15 protein-coding genes are annotated in these 19261 nt (G+C 72.3%); 6 read left to right on the forward strand and 9 right to left on the reverse strand.

What is annotated here, in order from left to right:
- Nucleotides 1-2 precede the first annotated feature (2 nt).
- The 7 genes from B4N89_RS09615 to B4N89_RS09645 all read right to left on the reverse strand — a co-directional run bounded on the left by B4N89_RS09615 (nucleotide 3) and on the right by B4N89_RS09645 (nucleotide 7476).
- Nucleotides 3-893, reverse strand: a complete 891-nt coding sequence (locus tag B4N89_RS09615) for a branched-chain amino acid ABC transporter permease (RefSeq protein ID WP_078975477.1) — start codon at nucleotides 891-893, stop codon at nucleotides 3-5.
- Entirely contained in the window at nucleotides 890-1747 is an 858-nt protein-coding gene (locus tag B4N89_RS52555; RefSeq protein ID WP_078979230.1) for an ABC transporter ATP-binding protein, read from the reverse strand. The genes B4N89_RS09615 and B4N89_RS52555 overlap by 4 nt, the downstream gene beginning before the upstream one ends.
- A complete protein-coding gene (locus B4N89_RS09625) occupies nucleotides 1744-2553 on the reverse strand; it encodes an ABC transporter ATP-binding protein (protein WP_078975478.1) in 810 nt (269 codons plus the stop codon). Before B4N89_RS09625 ends, B4N89_RS52555 begins: the two co-directional genes overlap by 4 nt.
- Nucleotides 2554-2715: 162 nt before the next feature.
- On the reverse strand, nucleotides 2716-3915 hold the full coding sequence (locus B4N89_RS09630) for a PucR family transcriptional regulator (protein WP_078975479.1): 1200 nt from the start codon (nucleotides 3913-3915) through the stop codon (nucleotides 2716-2718).
- A gap of 147 nt (nucleotides 3916-4062) precedes the next feature.
- Nucleotides 4063-4881 carry an enoyl-CoA hydratase/isomerase family protein gene (locus tag B4N89_RS09635; protein WP_078979232.1) on the reverse strand — a complete coding sequence of 273 codons (819 nt, stop codon included), beginning with the start codon at nucleotides 4879-4881 and terminating at the stop codon, nucleotides 4063-4065.
- A 63-nt stretch (nucleotides 4882-4944) separates the two neighbouring features.
- A complete protein-coding gene (locus tag B4N89_RS09640) occupies nucleotides 4945-6483 on the reverse strand; it encodes an MFS transporter (protein ID WP_078975480.1) in 1539 nt (512 codons plus the stop codon).
- Between the two features lie 102 nt (nucleotides 6484-6585).
- The gene (locus B4N89_RS09645; protein WP_161500681.1) at nucleotides 6586-7476 is read right to left on the reverse strand and encodes a phosphatase PAP2 family protein; all 891 of its coding nucleotides are present in this window, start codon (nucleotides 7474-7476) and stop codon (nucleotides 6586-6588) included.
- Nucleotides 7477-7791: 315 nt separating this feature from the next.
- Here B4N89_RS09645 and B4N89_RS09650 point away from each other — a divergent pair, with 315 nt between their 5' ends.
- From B4N89_RS09650 to B4N89_RS09665, 4 genes are all read left to right on the forward strand, one after another.
- Nucleotides 7792-8502 carry a response regulator transcription factor gene (locus B4N89_RS09650; RefSeq protein WP_078975482.1) on the forward strand — a complete coding sequence of 237 codons (711 nt, stop codon included), beginning with the start codon at nucleotides 7792-7794 and terminating at the stop codon, nucleotides 8500-8502.
- Nucleotides 8451-9560: a HAMP domain-containing sensor histidine kinase gene (locus B4N89_RS09655; RefSeq protein ID WP_078975483.1), complete on the forward strand. Its 1110-nt coding sequence runs from the start codon at nucleotides 8451-8453 to the stop codon at nucleotides 9558-9560. The genes B4N89_RS09650 and B4N89_RS09655 overlap by 52 nt, the downstream gene beginning before the upstream one ends.
- A 239-nt stretch (nucleotides 9561-9799) precedes the next feature.
- A complete protein-coding gene (locus B4N89_RS09660) occupies nucleotides 9800-13618 on the forward strand; it encodes a multifunctional oxoglutarate decarboxylase/oxoglutarate dehydrogenase thiamine pyrophosphate-binding subunit/dihydrolipoyllysine-residue succinyltransferase subunit (protein ID WP_235618543.1) in 3819 nt (1272 codons plus the stop codon).
- Nucleotides 13619-13729: 111 nt separating this feature from the next.
- Nucleotides 13730-13912, forward strand: a complete 183-nt coding sequence (locus tag B4N89_RS09665) for a DUF6104 family protein (RefSeq protein WP_078979233.1) — start codon at nucleotides 13730-13732, stop codon at nucleotides 13910-13912.
- Nucleotides 13913-13920: 8 nt separating this feature from the next.
- Here the strand turns inward: B4N89_RS09665 and B4N89_RS09670 are convergent, their stop codons facing one another.
- Nucleotides 13921-14808, reverse strand: a complete 888-nt coding sequence (locus B4N89_RS09670; protein WP_161500682.1) for a DUF4184 family protein — start codon at nucleotides 14806-14808, stop codon at nucleotides 13921-13923.
- Between the two features lie 190 nt (nucleotides 14809-14998).
- On the opposite strand from B4N89_RS09670, the gene B4N89_RS09675 reads away from it, so the two are divergent.
- Nucleotides 14999-15865 (forward strand): DUF4097 family beta strand repeat-containing protein, encoded by an 867-nt coding sequence (locus B4N89_RS09675; protein WP_078975485.1) that lies wholly within the window; start codon nucleotides 14999-15001, stop codon nucleotides 15863-15865.
- A complete protein-coding gene (locus B4N89_RS09680) occupies nucleotides 15862-16746 on the forward strand; it encodes a PadR family transcriptional regulator (protein WP_078975486.1) in 885 nt (294 codons plus the stop codon). The genes B4N89_RS09675 and B4N89_RS09680 overlap by 4 nt, the downstream gene beginning before the upstream one ends.
- A gap of 808 nt (nucleotides 16747-17554) precedes the next feature.
- On the opposite strand, the gene B4N89_RS09685 is transcribed toward B4N89_RS09680, so the two are convergent.
- Nucleotides 17555-19153, reverse strand: a complete 1599-nt coding sequence (locus B4N89_RS09685; protein WP_078975487.1) for an ABC transporter substrate-binding protein — start codon at nucleotides 19151-19153, stop codon at nucleotides 17555-17557.
- Nucleotides 19154-19261: the final 108 nt, after the last annotated feature.

The raw sequence follows: 19261 nt of genomic DNA on the forward strand, positions 1-19261 counted from the left end.
GCTCAGACACGGACACGCTCCTTCGAACCGAGCAGGCCGGTGGGCCGCCAGATCAACACGAGCAACATCACGACGTAGGGGGCCACATCGCCGAGGTTGGCGCCGAGCCAGCTCAGATCGCTCTGGTAGCCCGCCGTCAGCGCCGAGGTCAGCCCCACCAGCAGGCTGCCGAGCAGGGCCCCGGCGGCCGAGTCCATGCCGCCCAGGATCGCCGCCGGGAACGCGGCGAGCGCGATCTGCCCGGTGGACCGGTCCAGGCCCGCGGACGGGAACGCGGCCAGGAACACCGCCGCGACCGCGGCCAGCGCGCCCGCCACACACCACGCGATCAACTGCACCCGTCCGAGCCGCACGCCCATCAGCGCCGCCGCCTCCCGGTCCTCGGCCGCCGCGCGCATCGACAACCCCCAGGCGGTGAAGCGGAACGCCGCGAAGAACGTGCCGATCAGCAGCACGGCCACCACGATGCAGGCGATCCGGGCGTCGGCGACGTGCACACCGCCCCAGTCCCGCACCCCCGCCTGCCACGGATCGCCCAGGCTCAGCACGTCGGAGCCGATCCGGCGGGTGAGTTCGGTGGTCAGCAGGATGTCCACACCGATGGTGAGGATCGTCAGGGTGTGTACCTCGGTGCGTCCCAGGCCGCGGATGAACACCATCTCGACCAGGCCCGCCACCGCGGCCGTCACTCCCACCGCGACGAGCAGCGCGAGGGTGAAGCCGAGGTCGTCGTGCAGCTTGGCCACGGTGAACCCGCCGAGCAGCAGCAGCGACGCGTGCGCGAAGTTGATCACGCCCGACGCCTTGAAGATCACCACGAAGCCGAGCGCGATCAGCGCGTAGACCGATCCGAGCGCGAAGCCGTTGAGGACGATCTCGGCGAGTTTGGTCATCGGGACTCCTCGGGACTCTCGCTCCGGCCGTCGTCGCCGCCCGGGTCGTGCTCGCCGCCCTCGCCGCCCTCGTCCCCGGCGCCGAGGTAGGCGCGGATCACCGCGGGGTCGCGCCGCACCTCGGCCGGTGTACCGCTCGCGATCCGCCGGCCGAAGTCGAGCACGGTCACCGCGTCGGCGATCCGCATCACCAGCCCCATGTCGTGCTCGACCAGCACGATCGAGATGCCGAGCGAGGCCCGGATCGAGGCGATCGCCTCCGCGGTCTCCGCTCGCTCCTCGGCGTTCATCCCGGCCACGGGTTCGTCGAGCAGCAACACCCTGGGTTCCATGCACAGCGCCCGGGCCATCTCCACCCGCTTGCGCATGCCGTACGGCAACAGCGCGACGGAGGTGTCGAAGACCGCGCCCAGGTGCAGAAACTCGGCGATCTCCCGGGCTCGTTCGCGATGCCGGCGCTGCTCGCGGACCACCCTCGGCAGACGCAGCGCGGTGGCCGCGAAGCCGGAGCGGGTCAGCACGTGCCGGCCGAGCATCAGATTGTCCGCGACCGTGCCCCGGGTGAGCACGATGTTCTGGAACGTACGGGCAAGGCCGAGACCGGCGATCCGGTGCGGGGGCAGCCGGGTCAGGTCGTGCGCGCCGAGCCGCACGCTGCCGCGCTCGGCCCGGTACACGCCGGAAAGCACGTTGAAGCAGGTCGACTTGCCCGCGCCGTTCGGGCCGATGACCGCGTGGATCGTGCCCGGCGCGACGGTGAAGCCGACCGCGTCCAGCGCGAGCAGGCCGGCGAAGCGCACGGTGACCGCGCGCAGCGTCAACTCGGGCACGTCCGGTGCCGTCGCGCCGCTCATCCGGTCCACCGTCCCAGCACCCGGCGCGGGGCGGTTCGGACCGGCGCGGGTGCGCCCTCCGGCTCGACGGCCTCGCCCAGGTACAACCGGCGCACCTCGTCGGTGCGGGCGAGGTCGGCCGACGCACCGGCCAGCCGCACCTCGCCCACGTCGAGCACGTACGCCTTCTCGGCCAGATCGAGGGCGATCGCCGCGTTCTGCTCGACCAGCAGCACGGCCGTGCCCCGGGCCGCGATCTCCCGGATCACCCCCGCGATCCGACCCACCATGCGCGGCGCGAGGCCGAGCGAGGGCTCGTCCAACAGCAGCAGGCGCGGCGCGGCCATCAGCGCCCGACCGATCGCCAACATCTGCTGTTCGCCGCCGGAGAGCAGGCCGGCGCGCTGCTCGCGCCGCTCGGCGAGGATCGGGAACAGGTCGAGTACGCGGTCGTGTTCGGCGCGCGTCCGCGCCGTCCGCCCGCGCCGGCCCAGCGTGCCCGCGCGCAGGTTCTCGGCCACCGTCAGATGGGCGAACACCCGCCGTCCTTCCGGGACCTGCACCACCCCGGCGCGGACGATCGCGGCCGGGTCGCGGCCGCCGAGCCGGGCGCCGTCGTAGCGGATGGAGCCGCCGGCGATCGAGCCCCGGTGCAGGGACAGCGTGCCCGACACGGCCCGCAGGAGGGTGCTCTTGCCCGCCCCGTTCGCGCCGAGCACGGCCACCACGCCGTTGCCGGGCACATCGAGGGAGACGCCGCGCAGGGCCCGGACGGACCGGCCGTAGACGACCTCCAGGTCCTCGACGAGGAGCGCTCCCGGTTCCATCGCACCCCTCCCCCGCTGTTGGAGTGACCGCGATCACAGCACGGGGGGTGCACGGAGTCCAGATCCGCCCGCGAGGTCGGGGCAGCCGACCAACGCGGCGGCGCAGGTCTTGTGCAGCGGCACAGCACGCACCGCACGGCACCCGGTGTCCCGGGCCCGTGGTCAGGCGCTCAGTCGATGTGCGTCCAGGGCCAACGCCAACTCCACCAGGTCGCGGGGCAGGCCCAGTTCGCGCCCGGTCAACTGCTCCATCCGGCGCAGCCGGTTGAGCACGGTGTTGCGATGGCAGAACAACCGCCGGCCCGCGCGCACCGCCGAGCCGCCCGAGTCGAGCCAGGCGCCGAACGTGCCGAGCAGCAGGTCCCGGTCCACCGCGTCCAGGGCCAGGATCGGCCCGAGCACCCGGGCGGCCAGATCCCGCGCCAAGTCGGGCTGCGAGGCCACCAGGGCCGCGGGCAACCGCTCGTCCAGGCGGGCGCATTCACCGTCGGCGGTACATGTGCGCAGCGCGATCTCGGCCAGCCGCCGGGCCCGACCCAGCGCGGCCAACCCGTCCACGATCGGGCTGATCCCGGTCCGCGACCCGGCCACCGGGCCGAACGTTTCGGCAATCTCGTCCAACCCCGAGGTGCCGAGCAGGACCACCGCGAACTCCCCCTCCGCGCGCGCCCGCCAGACCACCCGCACCCCGTTCGGCGCGGCCCGCCGAGGAGCGTCGTGCACACCGGTGCCGGGCAGCGGATGGCGCACCGCGACCACCGCGTAGCGGCCCCGCTCGGGCAGGTCCAACACCCCCGCCGCCGCGGCGAGGTCCGCCTCCGGCGCGCGGCCGTCCAAGAGTGTGTCCAACAGGGCGTGCACCCGCTCGTCGTGACGGTTGGTCAGCTCCGTCTGGACCCGCCGATACTCGTCGGCGATCGCGCTCGCGTGCCGGTCGACGAAGTTCCACACGTCGGTGGCCACGTGCACCAACAGCCGTACCTCGTCCGGCTCCTGCTCCGCCGCGACCTCGACGAGCGTCTGCCACAGCAGCACCCCGCCGAGCCGGTAGGCGTGCAGCAGCGCCTCCAGCGGCACCCCCTGCTCGGCACGCCGCCGGGCCAGCCGCCCCGACGCCCAGCGGCTGCCCTCCAGTTCGCGCGGCCAGATCGCGAGCGCGCCGACCGCGACCCGCAGCGCCTCGTGGGTGCTCTGCCACAACTCGTCCGGCGGCACCCCGCCCGCCACATAGGCCGGTTCGAGCTCCTGCAACTCGGCCACGAGCCGATCGGTCAGCTCCGGCAGCCGCCCCGGCAGGGCCCGTGCCGCCCGCCGCAGCAGCGCGCTGTGTTTCGGCCCGTCGGACCCCTCCGCATCGACCATGGAACCCCACCCCACAAGGTCAAGGACGCCGTCCGGGGCAACAGTGGCAGATCGAAACGTCCGGCAGGCAGGGGACGAACGGGCCGCCGCCGAGCTGTGATGTGCCGGCGCCCGAGGGCTCGGCCGTCGCGGCCGGGGGTCCGGGCCTCAGCCGTTCCAGGCGAAGCGCGGCGCGCGGCGCTCGGTGAAGGCGGCCAACCCCTCGCGGACGTCGGCCGAGCCGCGCGACTCCCGCTCCCACCGCTCGCGCCAGGCCGCGACCGGGTCGCCGTCGGCTCCCGGATCCGCGCCCGGGGCGCCGGAAAGGTCCATCGCCAACAGGTCCTTGGCGGCGCGTACCGTCAACTGCGAGCGCGAGGCGATCGTCCGGGCCAGGTCGTACACGCTCTTCTCGGCCTCCTCCGGCCCGAACACCCCGTCCACCAGGCCCACCCGCAACGCGTGCGCCGCGTCGATCAACTCGGCGGAGAACAACAGGTACTTGGCCGTGGACACGCCCACCAGCCGGGCCAGCCGCGCGGTCGATCCCGCGTCGTAGACGATGCCGAGCTTGGCGGGCGTCACCCCGAACCGGGCCGTGGTGTCCGCGAAGCGCAGGTCGCACGCGGCGGCGAGCTGGCATCCGCCGCCCACGCACGGGCCCTGTACGAAGGCGATCGTCGGCTTCGCGAAATGGGCCAACGCCCGCTCGGCGGCCGCGTTCAGCGCGTGGTAGGCGTCCGCCGCCTCGGCCGTGGCGTAGTGCCCGCGCAGTTCGCGGATGTCGGCGCCCGCCGAGAACACCCCGCCGCTGCCGGTCAGCACCAGCACACTCACCCCGGGGTCGGCCGCGAGCGCGGCCAAGGTGCCCGGCAGCGCCGCCCACATCGCCGCGGTCAGCGCCCCTCGCGCGTGGGGGCGATCGATCCGCAGCGTGGCGATCGTGCCCTCCACCTCGACTCCGAGCCCGTCGACCCCGGTGTCCATGGTGCCCATCCCGCCGCCTCTCCCGCGCCGACCCACGTCGCCGACCCACGTCGCGAGGCCACGCTACGGTGCCGGCCGCTCCCGCCCCGTCACGCCCCCCTGTACCCGCTCGTGCCCGGGATCCAGCGGCGGCCCCGCCATGTCGCAGCCGACCCGCACACACGGCGCGGCGCGCCCGTCCGGGACATCCGGTTCGGTCGCGGCCAGCGCCCGGCTCGGCACGGTGAACCAGGCCACCGCCGAGCCGACCACGAGGAGCGCCGCGCAGATCCACAACGCGCGGTCGAAGCCGGTGTCCACCACCCCCGGGTCCCGGTAGCCGTCACCGGACAGCCCGACCAGCGCCGGCAGACCGGCCACCGCGAGCAGCCCCGCCGCCCGGGCCGCCGCGTTGTTGACCCCGCTCGCGATGCCCGCCCGCCCCACGTCCACCGAGGCCAGCACGGTCGCGGTCAGCGGCGCGACCAGGACCGCCAGACCCAGACCGAACACCACCACCCCGGGCAGCACATCGGCGACATAGGACGCGTGCGGACCGACCCGCAGCAGGGTCAGCAGCCCGCCCGCGCACACCAGCGGCCCCACGGACAACTGCCACCGCGGCCCGATCCGCCGGGCCAGATCGCCCGACCGGGCGGACAGGAGCAGCATCACCACGGTCACCGGCAACAGCGCCAGACCGGCCTCCTGCGCCGAGTAGCCCGCCACCGTCTGCAATTCGAGCACCAGGAGCAGCATGAACGCGCCCAGCGCGCCGTAGACGAACAGCGTCACCACGTTGACCGAGGTGAACAGCCGGATCCGGAAGATGTCCAGCGGCAGCATGGGCTCGCGCGAGCGCTTCTCCACCACGACGAACGCCACACCCGCCACCACGCCGGCCGCGCCCGCGAGCGCCGCCGAGGTCGGGTTGCCCTGCGCCTCCACCAGGGCCCACGTCACCCCGGCCAGGGCCAGCGCGGCGAGTGCCGCGCCGCTCACGTCGAACCGCCCGCGCGGTTGGGGGTCGAAGGTCTCCGGGACGCTGCGCAGCGCCACCACGATGGTCACCACCGCCAACGGCAGATTGATCAGGAAGACCCACCGCCAACTGACCGCGTCCACCAGCCAGCCGCCCAGGAACGGCCCGATCGCGCTCGCGACGCCGCCGAGCCCCGACCACGTGCCCACCGCGCGGGCCCGGTCGTCGGCGTGGAACGTGGCCTGGATGATCGCCAGCGAGCCGGGGGTCAGCAGCGCGCCGCCGATGCCCTGGAGCGCGCGGGCGGCGATCAGTGTCTCGACGTTCGGCGCGATCCCGCACAGCAGCGAGGCCAGCGCGAACCAGGCCACCCCGATCACGAACACCCGGCGCCGCCCGTAGCGGTCGCCGAGCGCGCCGCCGAGCAGGATCAGCCCGGCCAGGGTGAGGGTGTACGCGTTGACCGTCCACTGCAACGCCGCGAGCGAGGTGTCGAAGGACCGTCCGATGCTCGGCAGCGCCACGTTGACCACGGTCGAGTCGAGCATCGCCATGCCGGAGCCGAGCACGGTGGCGAGCAGCACCCACCGACCGGCGGGAGTCTTGGCGCGGATGCCCCCGGAGGGGAGGGAGACGGACACCCGGGGATCATGCCCCTCGCGCGTCCGCCGAAAGCCGCCACGCGCGGGTCCTGCGCCGAACGGCCGATCGGTCCCCGGCCCCGCACCCGCGCACGGTACGAACTAGCGCGCTATCCGCGGTGCCGGGATCCCGCGCGGCGTTCCGCGCCGCGGCTCGCGATCCGGCCCGGGCAGTACGGCCAGCGCGAAGATCATCAGCAGTACCGCGACCACGGCGTCCATCCAGTAGTGGTTCGCGGTCACCACGACCACGAGCAGCGTGATCGCCGGATGCAGCCACATCGCCCAGCTCGCGATCTTGCGACCGGTCCCGGCCGCGTGCCAGACCGAGGCCACCCCGAGCGCGACCACCACCGCCCAGCCCACGTGCAGCGACGGCATCGCGGCGAACTGGTTGGCGATCTTGGCGCCGGCGCCGGAGTACGGCGAGTCGCCCGCGTCCATCCCCGTGTCGGTGAAGCCCGGCATCTTTCGCGGCGGCGCCAGCGGCACCAGGATGTGGATGATCAGCGCGGCGCCGGTCATCATCGCCAGGATGTTGCGCACCCACTTGTAGTGCTCGCGATGGCGGATCCACAACCACAGCAGGAACCCGACGGTGGCCGGGAAGTGCACGTAGGCGTAGTACTTGTTGCAGAACGTGATGGCCGCGTGCGACTGCATGAACCAGTGCTGGATCGACGCCTCGTCCGGCAGTCGCAGGTCCTGCTGCATGGTCAGCAGCTGCTTCGCGTTCGAGAAGGCGGTGGACGTCTCGCCCGAGGCCAGCCCGCGACCGAGCTTGTACACCCCGAACAGCAGCGCGACCAGGAACAGCTCGCGGGCCGCGTCCTTGATCGTGCGCATCCGGCGGGCCCTGGCCGCGGCCGCCTCGTCGGAAGCCCTCGTCGCCTGGTCGGTCTTCGTCACCGATCCCGCCTGCGAGGTCGGTGGCGACTGCTCGCGCCCCTCGACCTCGTGGGAGGGACCCTCCGTGACGTTGCCCTTCACCACGTCCCCCATGCTGTCGGTTGAGCCGTCGGTCGGCCGATGCGATCGGATCCGTCACCACCCGGGTCGTGGACCACTCCCCGAATCCGCTCGGCGGATCGAGGGGTGCGTTGTCCGGCGGCAACGCTTCAGCCAGGGTAGACGGACCAGGTTAGACCGATCCTCCCCCTGAAGTACCAATCCGGGCCGGCTCCCGGGGGGTACCTCGGTCCCATGTTCCGGCCCGTTCTCCTCTGGACGTCGTAGGGGGCCTCCCCGGTTCGGGCCGGCCTGGCCAACTCGCGCACACCGCCCGCCGACGGTACGTAGGCTGCGGGTATGACCGACGCGACGGGGGAAAAGCGGCTCGTACTCGTGGTCGAGGACGAGCCCATGATCGCCGACGCGGTGGCCGCGCGGCTGCGGGCGGAGGGCTTCGGGGCGATCACCGCGCCCGACGGCCCCTCGGCGCTGACCACGGCCGCCGGCACCCGCCCCGATCTGGTCGTGCTCGACGTGATGCTGCCCGGCCTCGACGGCCTGGAGGTGTGCCGCCGGCTCCAGGCGCTGCACCCGGGGCTGCCGGTGCTCATGCTCACCGCGCGTGACGACGAGACCGATCTGCTCGTCGGCCTGGCGGTGGGCGCCGACGACTACATGACCAAGCCGTTCTCGATGCGCGAACTGGTGGCCCGGGTGCACGTGCTGCTGCGCCGGCTGGAGCGGGCCGAGGCGGCGGCCCGGGCGGTCTCCCCCGAGGCCGCGCTCCAGTTGGGCGTGTTGCGGATCGACCGCACCCAGCGCCGGGTCCGGCTCGGGGTCGACGAGGTGCACCTGACCCCGACCGAGTTCGACCTGCTGGTCTGCCTCGCCTCGCGACCGCGCGCGGTGCTCTCGCGCGAGCAGTTGCTCGCCGAGGTGTGGGACTGGGTGGACGCGTCCGGAACGCGCACAGTGGACAGCCATGTGAAGGCGTTGCGCCGTAAACTCGGCGCCGAGTGGATCCGCACCGTCCACGGTGTGGGCTACGCGCTGGAGGCACCGTCCTGAACACCGCCGACCTCCGCCCTTCGCTGCCGCGCCGACTGCGGCTCGGCCGCGGCAACCCGCGGCCGCTGGATCGACTGCGCTCGATCAAGGCCAAGCTGGGCGTGCTGGTGATCGCGTCCGTCTTCGTCTCGACGCTGCTGATCATCCTGGGGCTGCGGGCCGAGGTGCGGTTTCGGTACATGCTCGTGTTCACCTCGCTGGCCTGCCTGGCGGTCACCCTCGTACTCGCGCACGGGATGACCTCGCCGCTGCGCGAAATGACCGCCGCCGCGCAGGCGATGGCGCGCGGCGACTACTCGCGCCGGGTGCGCGCCACCTCCCGCGACGAAGTGGGCCGCCTCGCCGGCGCGTTCAACCACATGGCGGCCGACCTGGAGGCGGTGGACCGACACCGCCGCGAGCTGGTCGCCAACGTCTCGCACGAGTTGCGCACGCCCATCTCCGCCCTGCACGCGGTGCTGGAGAACCTCGTGGACGGCGTGCAGAAGCCCGACCCCGACACGCTGGGCCTCGCGCTCACCCAGACCGCGCGATTGGGCCGACTCGTGTCACAACTTCTCGACCTTTCCCGACTGGATTCGGGGGCGATGCCGCTGCAGGCGCGCGAATTCGCCGTCCGGCCCTTCCTGGTCGCGCTCACCCAGGAGACCGGGGCCCTGGGCGGCGACGTTCGCTTCGAGGTCGACGTCCAGCCGGCGGAGCTGACCGCGCGGGCCGACCCCGAGCGGCTGCATCAGGTTGTTACCAATCTGGTGGCCAACGCCTGCTGGCACAGTCCGTTCGGTGGCACGGTGAGTCTGCGCGCACGACGCGACGACGGCATCGGCAGCCTGTGCCTGGAAGTCCTGGACGAGGGTCCGGGGATTCCGTCCGCCGAGCGCGGCCGGGTCTTCGAACGTTTCACCCGCGGCGGCGGAAGTTCGTCCACCGACGGGGGAACCGGACTCGGGCTCGCGATCGCCCGCTGGGCCGTGGATCTGCATGGGGGTGATATTTCCGTAGCCGAATCGAGCCATGGGTGCCGAATCCGAGTGCTCCTGCCCGGTGACCCGACGTAATCGGGTGATCGGCCACTTACTGCACGGGACGATCCCGACATGACGTTCCGTGACCACCAATACGGCGGGAAGCAACAAACGCGACTAAACAGTCAACCGTTTGTGATCTACGCGACGCGGAGGCCGAGGGGCCTGCGCGACACCGGTCAAAGGGCGTAGCCTTGTTTCCCGCTGTCCACCACCCCAGGAAGCGGAAGAGGGCGGTTGCCGCCGTGTCGTCACAGTCCCCTAGCAACCCGATGGCCAGCTTCGGCCCCAACGAGTGGCTCGTCGACGAGATTTACCAGCAATATTTGCAAGATCCCAACTCGGTGGATCGTGCTTGGTGGGACTTCTTCGCCGATTACAAGCCCAGCGAGCCGTCGACGCCGTCGACGTCCGCCGGTCCAGCCACCGTGGCAAGCCCGAGCGGCCCCACACCAGTGAGCGGTACCACGAACAACTCCGGAAGCATCCCCGCGCCGAGCACGGCGCAACCCCCGGTGTCGGCGGCGATTTCGTCGACCGCGACGGGGACGACGACTCCGGCCCCGGCCCCGAGCCACCCGATGATGACGACCGGTGTACAGGACGCGGCGCCTTCGCCGACTCCGATCCCGGCCGGCACTCCGGCCCCGCCCGCGCCCGCGACGGCCGCCCCCGCGGCGCCGGCGAAGCCGCCGGCCGCCAAGGCGCCCGCCGCACCGAAGCAGTCCGCCGCGTCCCCCGAGGCCGTCCAGCTCAAGGGCCCGGCGGCACGTGTCGCGATCAACATGGACTCGTCGCTCACCATTCCGACCGCGACCAGCGTGCGGGCCGTACCGGCCAAGCTGCTGATCGACAACCGGATCGTGATCAACAACCACCTCAAGCGCGCTCGCGGTGGCAAGGTCTCGTTCACCCACCTCATCGGCTACGCGCTGGTCCAGGCGGCGAAGTCGATGCCGTCGATGAACCACGCGTACGAAGAGCGTGACGGCAAGCCGTTCCTGGTCAAGCCGGCCCACGTCAACCTCGGTCTCGCGATCGACCTGACGAAGGCCAACGGTGACCGCCAGCTCGTGGTGGCGGCCATCAAGAAGGCCGACGAGATGGACTTCTTCGCCTTCTGGCAGGCGTACGAGGACATCGTCCGGCGGGCCCGGTCGAACAAGCTCACGGTGGACGACTTCGCCGGAGTGACGATCTCGCTGACCAACCCGGGCGGCATCGGCACCGTGCACTCGGTGCCGCGCCTGATGCCCGGTCAGGGCACGATCGTCGGCGTGGGCGCGATGGACTACCCGGCGGAGTTCGCGGGCGCGTCCGCGGACACCCTCTCCCGCCTCGCGGTCAGCAAGACACTCACGCTGACCAGCACCTACGACCACCGCATCATCCAGGGCGCCCAGTCGGGCGAGTTCCTGCGTCGGATGAACCAGCTGCTGCTCGGCGAGGACTGCTTCTTCGAGGAGATCTTCCGTTCGCTGCGCATCCCGTACGAGCCCGTGCGCTGGGTGCAGGACATCTCCGCGACACACGAGGACGACGTCAACAAGACGGCACGTGTGCAGGAGCTGATCCACTCCTACCGGGTCCGCGGCCACCTGATGGCCGACACCGACCCGCTGGAATACAAGCAGCGCCGGCACCCGGACCTCGACGTGGTCGAGCACGGGCTGACGTTGTGGGACCTGGAGCGCGAGTTCGCGGTCGGCGGCTTCGCGGGGCAGTCGCTGATGACGCTGCGCGACGTGCTCGGCGTGCTGCGGGACACCTACTGCCGCACCGTCGGCATCGAATACATGCACATCCAGGACCCGGACCAGCGCCGCTGGATCCAGGAGCGGGTGGAGGTGCCGCACGCCAAGCCGGACCGCGAGGACCAGCTGCGCATCCTGCGCCGGCTGAACGCGGCGGAGGCGTTCGAGACCTTCCTGGCCACCAAGTACGTCGGCCAGAAGCGCTTCTCCCTGGAGGGCGGCGAGACCACCATCCCGCTGCTCGACGCGATCATCTCGGCGGCGGCCGAGGACGGCCTGGACGAGGTCGCGATCGGCATGGCGCACCGCGGCCGGCTGAACGTGCTGACCAACATCGTCGGCAAGTCCTACGCGCAGGTCTTCCGCGAGTTCGAGGGCAACATCGACCCCAAGTCGATGCACGGCTCGGGCGACGTGAAGTACCACCTCGGCGCCGAGGGCACGTTCTCCTCCGAGGACGGCGCCCAGGTCAAGGTCTCCCTGGTGGCGAACCCCTCGCACCTGGAGGCGGTCGACCCGGTCCTGGAGGGCGTCGTGCGCGCCAAGCAGGACATCATCGACATGGAGGGCGCCGACTTCCCGGTCCTGCCGCTCCTGCTGCACGGCGACGCCGCGTTCGCGGGTCAGGGCGTGGTCGCCGAGACGCTCAACATGTCGCAGCTGCGCGGCTACCGCACCGGCGGCACGATCCACGTGGTGATCAACAACCAGGTCGGCTTCACCGCCTCCCCGGCCGCGTCCCGCTCGTCCATCTACGCGACCGACGTCGCGCGGATGATCGAGGCGCCGATCTTCCACGTCAACGGTGACGACCCCGAGCAGTGCGTGCGGATCGCGCAGCTCGCGTTCGAGTACCGGCAGACGTTCCACAAGGACGTGGTGATCGACCTCATCTGCTACCGGCGCCGGGGTCACAACGAGGCCGACAACCCGTCGTTCACCCAGCCGCTGATGTACGACCTGATCGACAAGAAGCGTTCGGTGCGCAAGCTCTACACCGAGGCCCTGATCGGTCGTGGCGACATCACGGTGGAGGAGGCCGAGCAGGCGCTCAAGGACTACCAGGACCAGCTGGAGAAGGTCTTCTCCGAGGTCCGGCAGGCCACCGCGCCGCAGGCCCCGCAGGCGGCCCCGGCCGCCCCCGCGGCCGACATCGCCTTCCCGCGGATCGACCCGACCGGCATCGCGCACGAGACGGTCAAGCGGATCGTCGAGTCGCAGGTCTCGCTGCCCGAGGACTTCGCCGTACACCCGCGCCTGCAGCCGCAGTTGCAGCGCCGGGCGGCGATGGTCGAGGACGGCACGATCGACTGGGCGATGGGCGAGACGCTGGCGTTCGGTTCGCTCCTGATGGAGGGGCGCCCGGTGCGCCTCGCCGGCCAGGACAGCCGGCGCGGCACCTTCGGCCAGCGGCACTCGGTCCTGGTGGACCGCACCTCGGGCGCCGAGTACACCCCGCTCGCGCACCTGTCCGAGGACCAGGCCAAGTTCACCGTGTACGACTCGCTGCTCAGCGAGTTCGCCGCGATGGGCTTCGAGTACGGCTACTCGCTGGCCCGGCCGCAGTCGCTGGTGTTGTGGGAGGCGCAGTTCGGCGACTTCGCCAACGGCGCGCAGTCGATCATGGACGAGTTCATCTCCTCCGCCGAGCAGAAGTGGCACCAGCACTCCGGTGTGGTCCTGCTGCTTCCGCACGGCTACGAGGGCCAGGGCCCGGACCACTCGTCCGCGCGTATCGAGCGCTACCTGCAGATGTGCGCGCAGAACAACATGACGGTGGCCGCGCCGACCCTGCCGAGCAACTACTTCCACCTGTTGCGCTGGCAGGCGCTCAACCCGCACCACAAGCCGCTCGTGGTGTTCACCCCGAAGTCGATGCTGCGGCTGAAGGCGGCCGCGTCGAAGATCGAGGAGTTCACCACCGGGCAGTTCCGGCCGGTGATCGGGGACACCACGGTGGACCCGGCCAAGGTCAAGCGGGTGGTCATGTCCTCCGGCAAGTTCCACTACGACCTGGCCGCGGGCCGGGCCAAGGCGGGCCGCGACGACGTCGCGCTGGTCCGCGTGGAGCGGCTCTACCCGCTGCCGGTGGCCGAGCTCAAGGCCGAGTTGGAGCGCTACGGCCTCGACCGCTACGGCAAGGACCTGGAGCTGGTCTGGGCCCAGGAGGAGCCGACCAACCAGGGCGCGTGGCCGTTCATCGCGCTCAACCTGGTCGAGTACGGCCTCCCGGCGCCGCGGCGGATCGCGCGCCCGTCCTCCTCGTCGCCGGCAGTCGGTTCGGCCAAGCGGCACGAGGCCGAGCAGCAGGGTCTGGTCGAGGAAGCGATGAGCTGATCCACGGCTCGTAGGTCGATTCACCGGCTCCGCCCCGGCGCACGTACGATGCGCGCCGGGGCGGAGCCGCGTTCGGCGGTGGATCCCACACAGATACCGGAGTCGGAGAGCATGTACTTCACGGACCGTGGCATCGAGGAGCTGGAGAAGCGGCGCGGCGAGGAGGAGGTGTCCCTGGCCTGGCTCGCCGAGCAGCTGCGCACGTTCGTGGACCTCAACCCCGAGTTCGAGACGCCCGTCGAGCGGTTGGCGACCTGGCTGGCGCGGCTGGACGACGAGGACGACGACGAGTAGGGGCCCGGTCAGGTCCCGGTGTCGGCGCGGCGCGGCGCGCGGGTGTGCCACACGGCCCAGCCGAGGGCGTAAAGCACCAGTCCGACGGCGAGGCCGCGGCCGAATCCGGTCGCGGCGTCGAACCCGAGCACCTCGAAGGCCGGTACCCGCCCGTCGGGGAACGGCAGCAGCGCCCTGGCCGCCCCGACCGCGCCGACCAGCACCAGGGCGCCCAGCACCGCCCAGCGCCCCGCCACGGGCATGCGCGGGCCCGTGACGGGGCGCTGCGGCAGTCGGCCGATCCAGCGCCACGTCCACACCGAGCAGGCGACGAGCCCGACCACCGTGCTGAGGTGCTGGAGCAGCACGTAGCCCGGCCGCAGGCCCAGGAACTCCCGGCGCAGCTCGGGCAGTACGTGTGCCACCCCCGGGTCGTCGTGGTGCGTCCAGGCGTCCCAGGCCAGGTGGGAGAGCCCGCCCAGCACGGCGGAGACCACGAACCACGCGCACACCACGAGCAGTTCCCGCAGGAACGGCCGGCGGGCCCGCGCGGCGGCGGACAACCGGCCCGGCACGCGCGGGCGCAGCGGTTCCTCCAGGGCCGCCCGGATCCGGTCCGGGAGCAGCACGAGCAGCGGCCGCGCGAGCAAGTGGAACGCGAGCACGAGCAGCGCGGTGAGCGCGATGTTCAGGCCCAGCACCCCGGGCCACACCTCGTGGGTGGCCCGGCGGTCGGCGCGCATCGGCAGGAAGTCCAGGTTCACGAACAGGATCACGTCCGGGGCCATCGCGCCGAAGGCGAGCGCGGAGGCGACCAGCGGGCCGTGTCGGCCCGCCCCGGCGCCGACCGTGGTGCCGGTGCGGGTCGCCCCCTGCAGCGGCAGCACCGCGGCGATGTGGCTGAGCGTGAATGGCATGCGTGGCGCCCCCGGGTGCGATGCGGGCCCCCACGCGTACGCGCCGCGCGGCGGGCAAGGTCCGTCGGCATCCAAAAACGCCGGAAGCAGACCGGATGGTTCCCTTGACCTCCGGCACACGCGATATATCGTGAGTAGCAGAGCTACGCGATATATCGCGTCCGCCACACCGACCCCAAGGGGAGGGTCCATGTCCCGATGGATGATCGAGGGACCGCAAGACCTCACACTCGACACCGTGCGGGTGCTGCGGGTGCGCACCATCGGCGGGCTGGTCGACGTCGTGGGCACCGACGGTCCGCCGCGCCTGGAGGTGCACGCCGTCGAGGGTCCGCCGCTCCAGGTGACCCACGACGAGGTGAGCGGCGAACTCGTCGTCTCCTACCCGGACCTGACGGCCAAGCACCTGATGGACCGGTTCCAGAACGCCGGCAAGCGCTCCGACCTGCGCGCGTTCGTGGCCGACGGGCGCGCGCTCGGACGGCGGCACGCCGAGGTCTCGCTGGCCGTGCCGTGGGACTGCACGGTCGAGATCGGCGTGGTGTCCGCGCACGCGACCGTGTCCGGGATGCACGGCACCACCACGGTGCGCAGCGTCGGCGGCGACGTGACCCTGGTCGGACTGACCGGCACGGTCGACGCGAACACGATCTCCGGATCGGTCGACGCCGAGTCGTTGGCGGGCGACCTCGGGGTGGTGACGGTGGCCGGCTCGCTCACCGTGATCGAGGGCACCGGCGGCCGGGTACGGGCCAACTCGATCTCCGGGTCGATGACCCTGGACCTGGACGAGGTCGGCCGCAGCCACGTGCAACTGACGACGGTATCGGGCGAGTTGACCGTGCGCCTGCCGCACCGCGGCGACATGAGCGTGGACGTGCGCACCGCGGCCGGCTCCGTCGACTCGGTCTTCGACGAGCTGACCACGAGCGCCAAATTCGGCGCGAGCCACGTGACGGGCAAGCTCGGCGAGGGCTCGGGGCGGCTGCGGATCAACTCGGTATCGGGCGACGTGACGCTGCTGCGCCGCGCGCCGGAGGGAAAGGTGAGCGCATGAACCCCGTCTTCGGCCACGGCCGGCTGCGGCTGTACCTGCTCAAGCTGCTCGACGAGAGCCCCCGTCACGGCTACGAGGTCATCCGCCTGCTCCACGACCGCTTCCTGGGCCTCTACTCGCCCTCCGCGGGCACCGTCTACCCGCGCCTGGCCAAGCTGGAGCAGGAGGGCCTGGTCGAGCACGACGTGGAGGGCGGCCGGAAGGTCTACCGGATCACCGCCGCCGGCCGCGCCGAACTCGCGGCCCGCCAGGAGGAGTTGACCCAACTGGAGGCACAGATCCGCGAGTCGGTCTACGAGCGGGCCCGGGAGATCCGGGACGAGGTGCGCACGTCGGCGCAAAACCTGCGGGAAGAACTCGGCCGCGCGGCCCGCGAGGTCCGCAAGTCCCCCCGCCCCGCCGTCGAGGCGGAAACCGAGGAAGAGCCCCCGGACACCGACGAGGCCTGGTCCGACCGCAAGTCCGGCCGCCGCACCCGGTCGAACACATGGGAGCCGATGTTCTCCCAGCGCATGGCCGACCTCGCCGAGGGCCTGGCCCACAACCTGGTCGACCTGGCCGCCAAACCCGGCCTGTTCGACCTGGAACGCGAACTCCGCCGCCGCTTCGGCGCCGACCCGGAACCCACCTCCGCCCGCACCCGAGCCACCGACGCCTGGTCCAAGGAAACCGACCGCCCGACCCGCGACCCGGACTCCCTCGACCTGGAGGCGATCATCGACTCCATCCGCACAGAGGTCACCCCCTGGGCCTCCCGAGCCGGCGTAACCCAGGACCAACTGACCCAGGCCCGCGACATCATCAAGACGGCCATCAAAGACCTGAAAACTGTCTTCGACCCCCAACCTCCCAACAAACCCCCCAAATCCGACTCTCAATAACAAAAAACCACCCCCGCCCGCCCCGCCCACCACATGGTCGGGGCCGGGCACCCACCTGCGTCGCACGCGCCGATACCCGCCCACCAAGCGGCCGGCACGAAGCCCGACGCCCCGCACCCCGCAGGCAACGCCGCGCACGTGGCGCCCATGTCCCTACGCAGCCGAGGCGGATGCCAAACCCCGACCCCCGACCACCCGAGCACGCCGGCACCCCAACCCACCGCATGCCGAGACGGAACGGGCGTTGGCATAGCCCAAAACAACTCCTGCCCGCCACCCGGCCGAGGTGAGCCCGACCCAGCCCGCCGAGATGCGCGTCCGCTACGCGGCCCGCCGGTAACGCCGCACACGTGGCGCCGCGTCCACCACACAGCCGAGGCGGAAACCGACTCCCAACCTCGGCCGCCACCCACTTCGGCGCGTAAGCGCCCACGACCCGGGCCACCACCCACGCGATCGACGCGCGAAGCGCGGAGAGCGGCGGAGCCGCAAAACTTGGGCCGGGTGACCCGGAGCGAAGCGGAGGGGCACCCGGCCCCGAGCGAGGGACCGCTTTTCTGCGGAGGAGCGAAGCGGGGGAGCAGAAAAGCGGTCCCTCGCGAGCCGGCGCGGAGCGCCCAACAAGAAGCAACGCCACCAGCACGATCCCGGCCCCACCCTGCGCCAGCGTCGCGACCCGGACCCTCGCTTTGCCCACGTTGCAACTCAGGCCCCGCCCTGCGCTCGCGTCGCGCCCCCGGCCCGCGCTTCGCTCCCGTAGCGACCCCGGCCCCCCGGCTGCTCGCGTCGCGACCCCGGCCCGCTCCCCCTACCCCCGCCGATGCAGTCGCGCCAGCGACACCCGCCCCGCCGCCAACGCCCGCGTGTTCACCGACTCGACCCGCCCCGTGCGCCCCACCACGGCCTTCGGATACACCGGGGGAAGCACCACCGCGTCCCGCGCGACGATCTCCCCCGCCACCCGCGTGAGCCGCGCCCGCCGCGCGTTGTCCGGTGTCGCCGACGCCTCCTCGACCAGCCGATCCAGCTCCGGGTTCACATACCCCGTGCTCTCGCCCCCGGTCGACACCGCCGGTGCCAACGCCGCGAAGCCCGTACGCCCCACCGCGTACCCCGACCCGCGCCGATCCACCAGCGCCGCGTCGAAGTCACCGACCCGCCGCCGCGCCGCCCACGCCACCGCGTCCACCCGCTCGACCACGACGGTGAAGCCGACCCGGTTCCATCCCTCGGCCAACACCCTTGCCACGTCCGGCAGTTCCCCGGCCTCCCCGACCACCGCCAGCAGCGTGAACCGCACGCCGCCCGGCGGCAACGGCACCGGCGCCTCGCCCAGCATCGCGGTGACCCGCTCCGGCTCCACCGTCGGCCCCGCCGTCGCGCTCGGACTCGGCTTCGGCGACGCGGTCGGGCTGACCCCCCGGCCGTACGGGGTGTACTCCGGGTCCCACCCCTCGTTGCCCGGCCCCAGCGGTCCCTGCCCGATCACCGCGTCGCCCCGGTACACGTCCCGAAGCACCCGCGTGCGATCCATCCCGAATCCCAGCGCCCGCCGCACCGCGACGTCGTCGAACGGCGGCCGGCGCAGGTTCGGCAGCACCACCAGGTCGGCCGGCCCGCTCGCGGTCTGCACGTACGTGTCGTCCGCCTTGCGCAGCCGCCGCACCTGATCGGGCGTCGGGTGCGGGTACACCGCGAGCCGGTGCGCCTTCAGATCGGCCACCGGATCGGCCGAGGCGCGGAACTCCAACGCGTCCGCCGGCGCGGCCTTGTCCCGGTACGCCGCGTTCCGACGCAACACGACCGCACCGCCGTCCGCGCTCGCCAGCCGGAAGGGCCCGGTGCCCACCAGCGCCCGAGGATCCCCCAGGCTCGCCTGATGCGGGATCGGCAGGCAGGCCAGGAACGCCCGCAGCGCCCCGAACGCCCGCGGCAGCTCGATCCGTACCGTCCGCGCGTCCGGCGCCTCGATCGCCCCGAACCGCCCCGCCAGCCACGGCGCCCAATCCCCCGCCGTCGCCGGATCGTTCACCCGGCGCAGACACGCCGCCACATGCTCGGCGGTGAACGGATCCCCGTTGTGGAAGCGCGCGTCCGCCCGCAGCCGTACGGTCCAGCTCAGCCCGTCCGGCGCGATCAGCGGGTCGGCCGCGGCCAGCACCGGCCCGATCGTGGTGTCGTCCCGGTAGGTGTACAGCGCCTCGACCACCGGGTCGGCGATCCACCGGGTCGCCTCGGCCGTCGAGTGCACCGGATTGAGCACGTCGGGCAGCCGGGGCAGGCCCACCACGAGCGTGCCCCCCGACCGCGACTCGCGCCCGCCACAGGCGGCGAGCAGGCCCGCGGACCCCGCGGCCACCCCCGTACCGGCCCCCAGGGCAAGCACACGGCGACGGGACAACGGCATCCGACGGTCCTTCCGAACAACCCACGCAACCGACAACCGGGAATCGACGACCGGGAACCGGCACCCAACAGCCGAATCACCCGTCAAGCAACCAGCCAGACCAACCAA

Origin of the sequence: Embleya scabrispora (assembly GCF_002024165.1) — a bacterium.
Classification (GTDB): domain Bacteria; phylum Actinomycetota; class Actinomycetes; order Streptomycetales; family Streptomycetaceae; genus Embleya; species Embleya scabrispora_A.

Bases quoted from the DNA above. Each gene is read 5' to 3' on its own strand.
- B4N89_RS09615 (WP_078975477.1), bottom strand. From the start codon at position 893: ATGACCAAACTCGCCGAGATCGTCCTCAACGGCTTCGCGCTCGGATCG.
- B4N89_RS52555 (WP_078979230.1), bottom strand. From the start codon at position 1,747: ATGAGCGGCGCGACGGCACCGGACGTGCCCGAGTTGACGCTGCGCGCG.
- B4N89_RS09625 (WP_078975478.1), bottom strand. From the start codon at position 2,553: ATGGAACCGGGAGCGCTCCTCGTCGAGGACCTGGAGGTCGTCTACGGC.
- B4N89_RS09630 (WP_078975479.1), bottom strand. From the start codon at position 3,915: ATGGTCGATGCGGAGGGGTCCGACGGGCCGAAACACAGCGCGCTGCTG.
- B4N89_RS09635 (WP_078979232.1), bottom strand. From the start codon at position 4,881: ATGGACACCGGGGTCGACGGGCTCGGAGTCGAGGTGGAGGGCACGATC.
- B4N89_RS09650 (WP_078975482.1), top strand. From the start codon at position 7,792: ATGACCGACGCGACGGGGGAAAAGCGGCTCGTACTCGTGGTCGAGGAC.
- B4N89_RS09660 (WP_235618543.1), top strand. From the start codon at position 9,800: ATGGCCAGCTTCGGCCCCAACGAGTGGCTCGTCGACGAGATTTACCAG.
- B4N89_RS09665 (WP_078979233.1), top strand. From the start codon at position 13,730: ATGTACTTCACGGACCGTGGCATCGAGGAGCTGGAGAAGCGGCGCGGC.
- B4N89_RS09670 (WP_161500682.1), bottom strand. From the start codon at position 14,808: ATGCCATTCACGCTCAGCCACATCGCCGCGGTGCTGCCGCTGCAGGGG.
- B4N89_RS09675 (WP_078975485.1), top strand. From the start codon at position 14,999: ATGTCCCGATGGATGATCGAGGGACCGCAAGACCTCACACTCGACACC.
- B4N89_RS09680 (WP_078975486.1), top strand. From the start codon at position 15,862: ATGAACCCCGTCTTCGGCCACGGCCGGCTGCGGCTGTACCTGCTCAAG.
- B4N89_RS09685 (WP_078975487.1), bottom strand. From the start codon at position 19,153: ATGCCGTTGTCCCGTCGCCGTGTGCTTGCCCTGGGGGCCGGTACGGGG.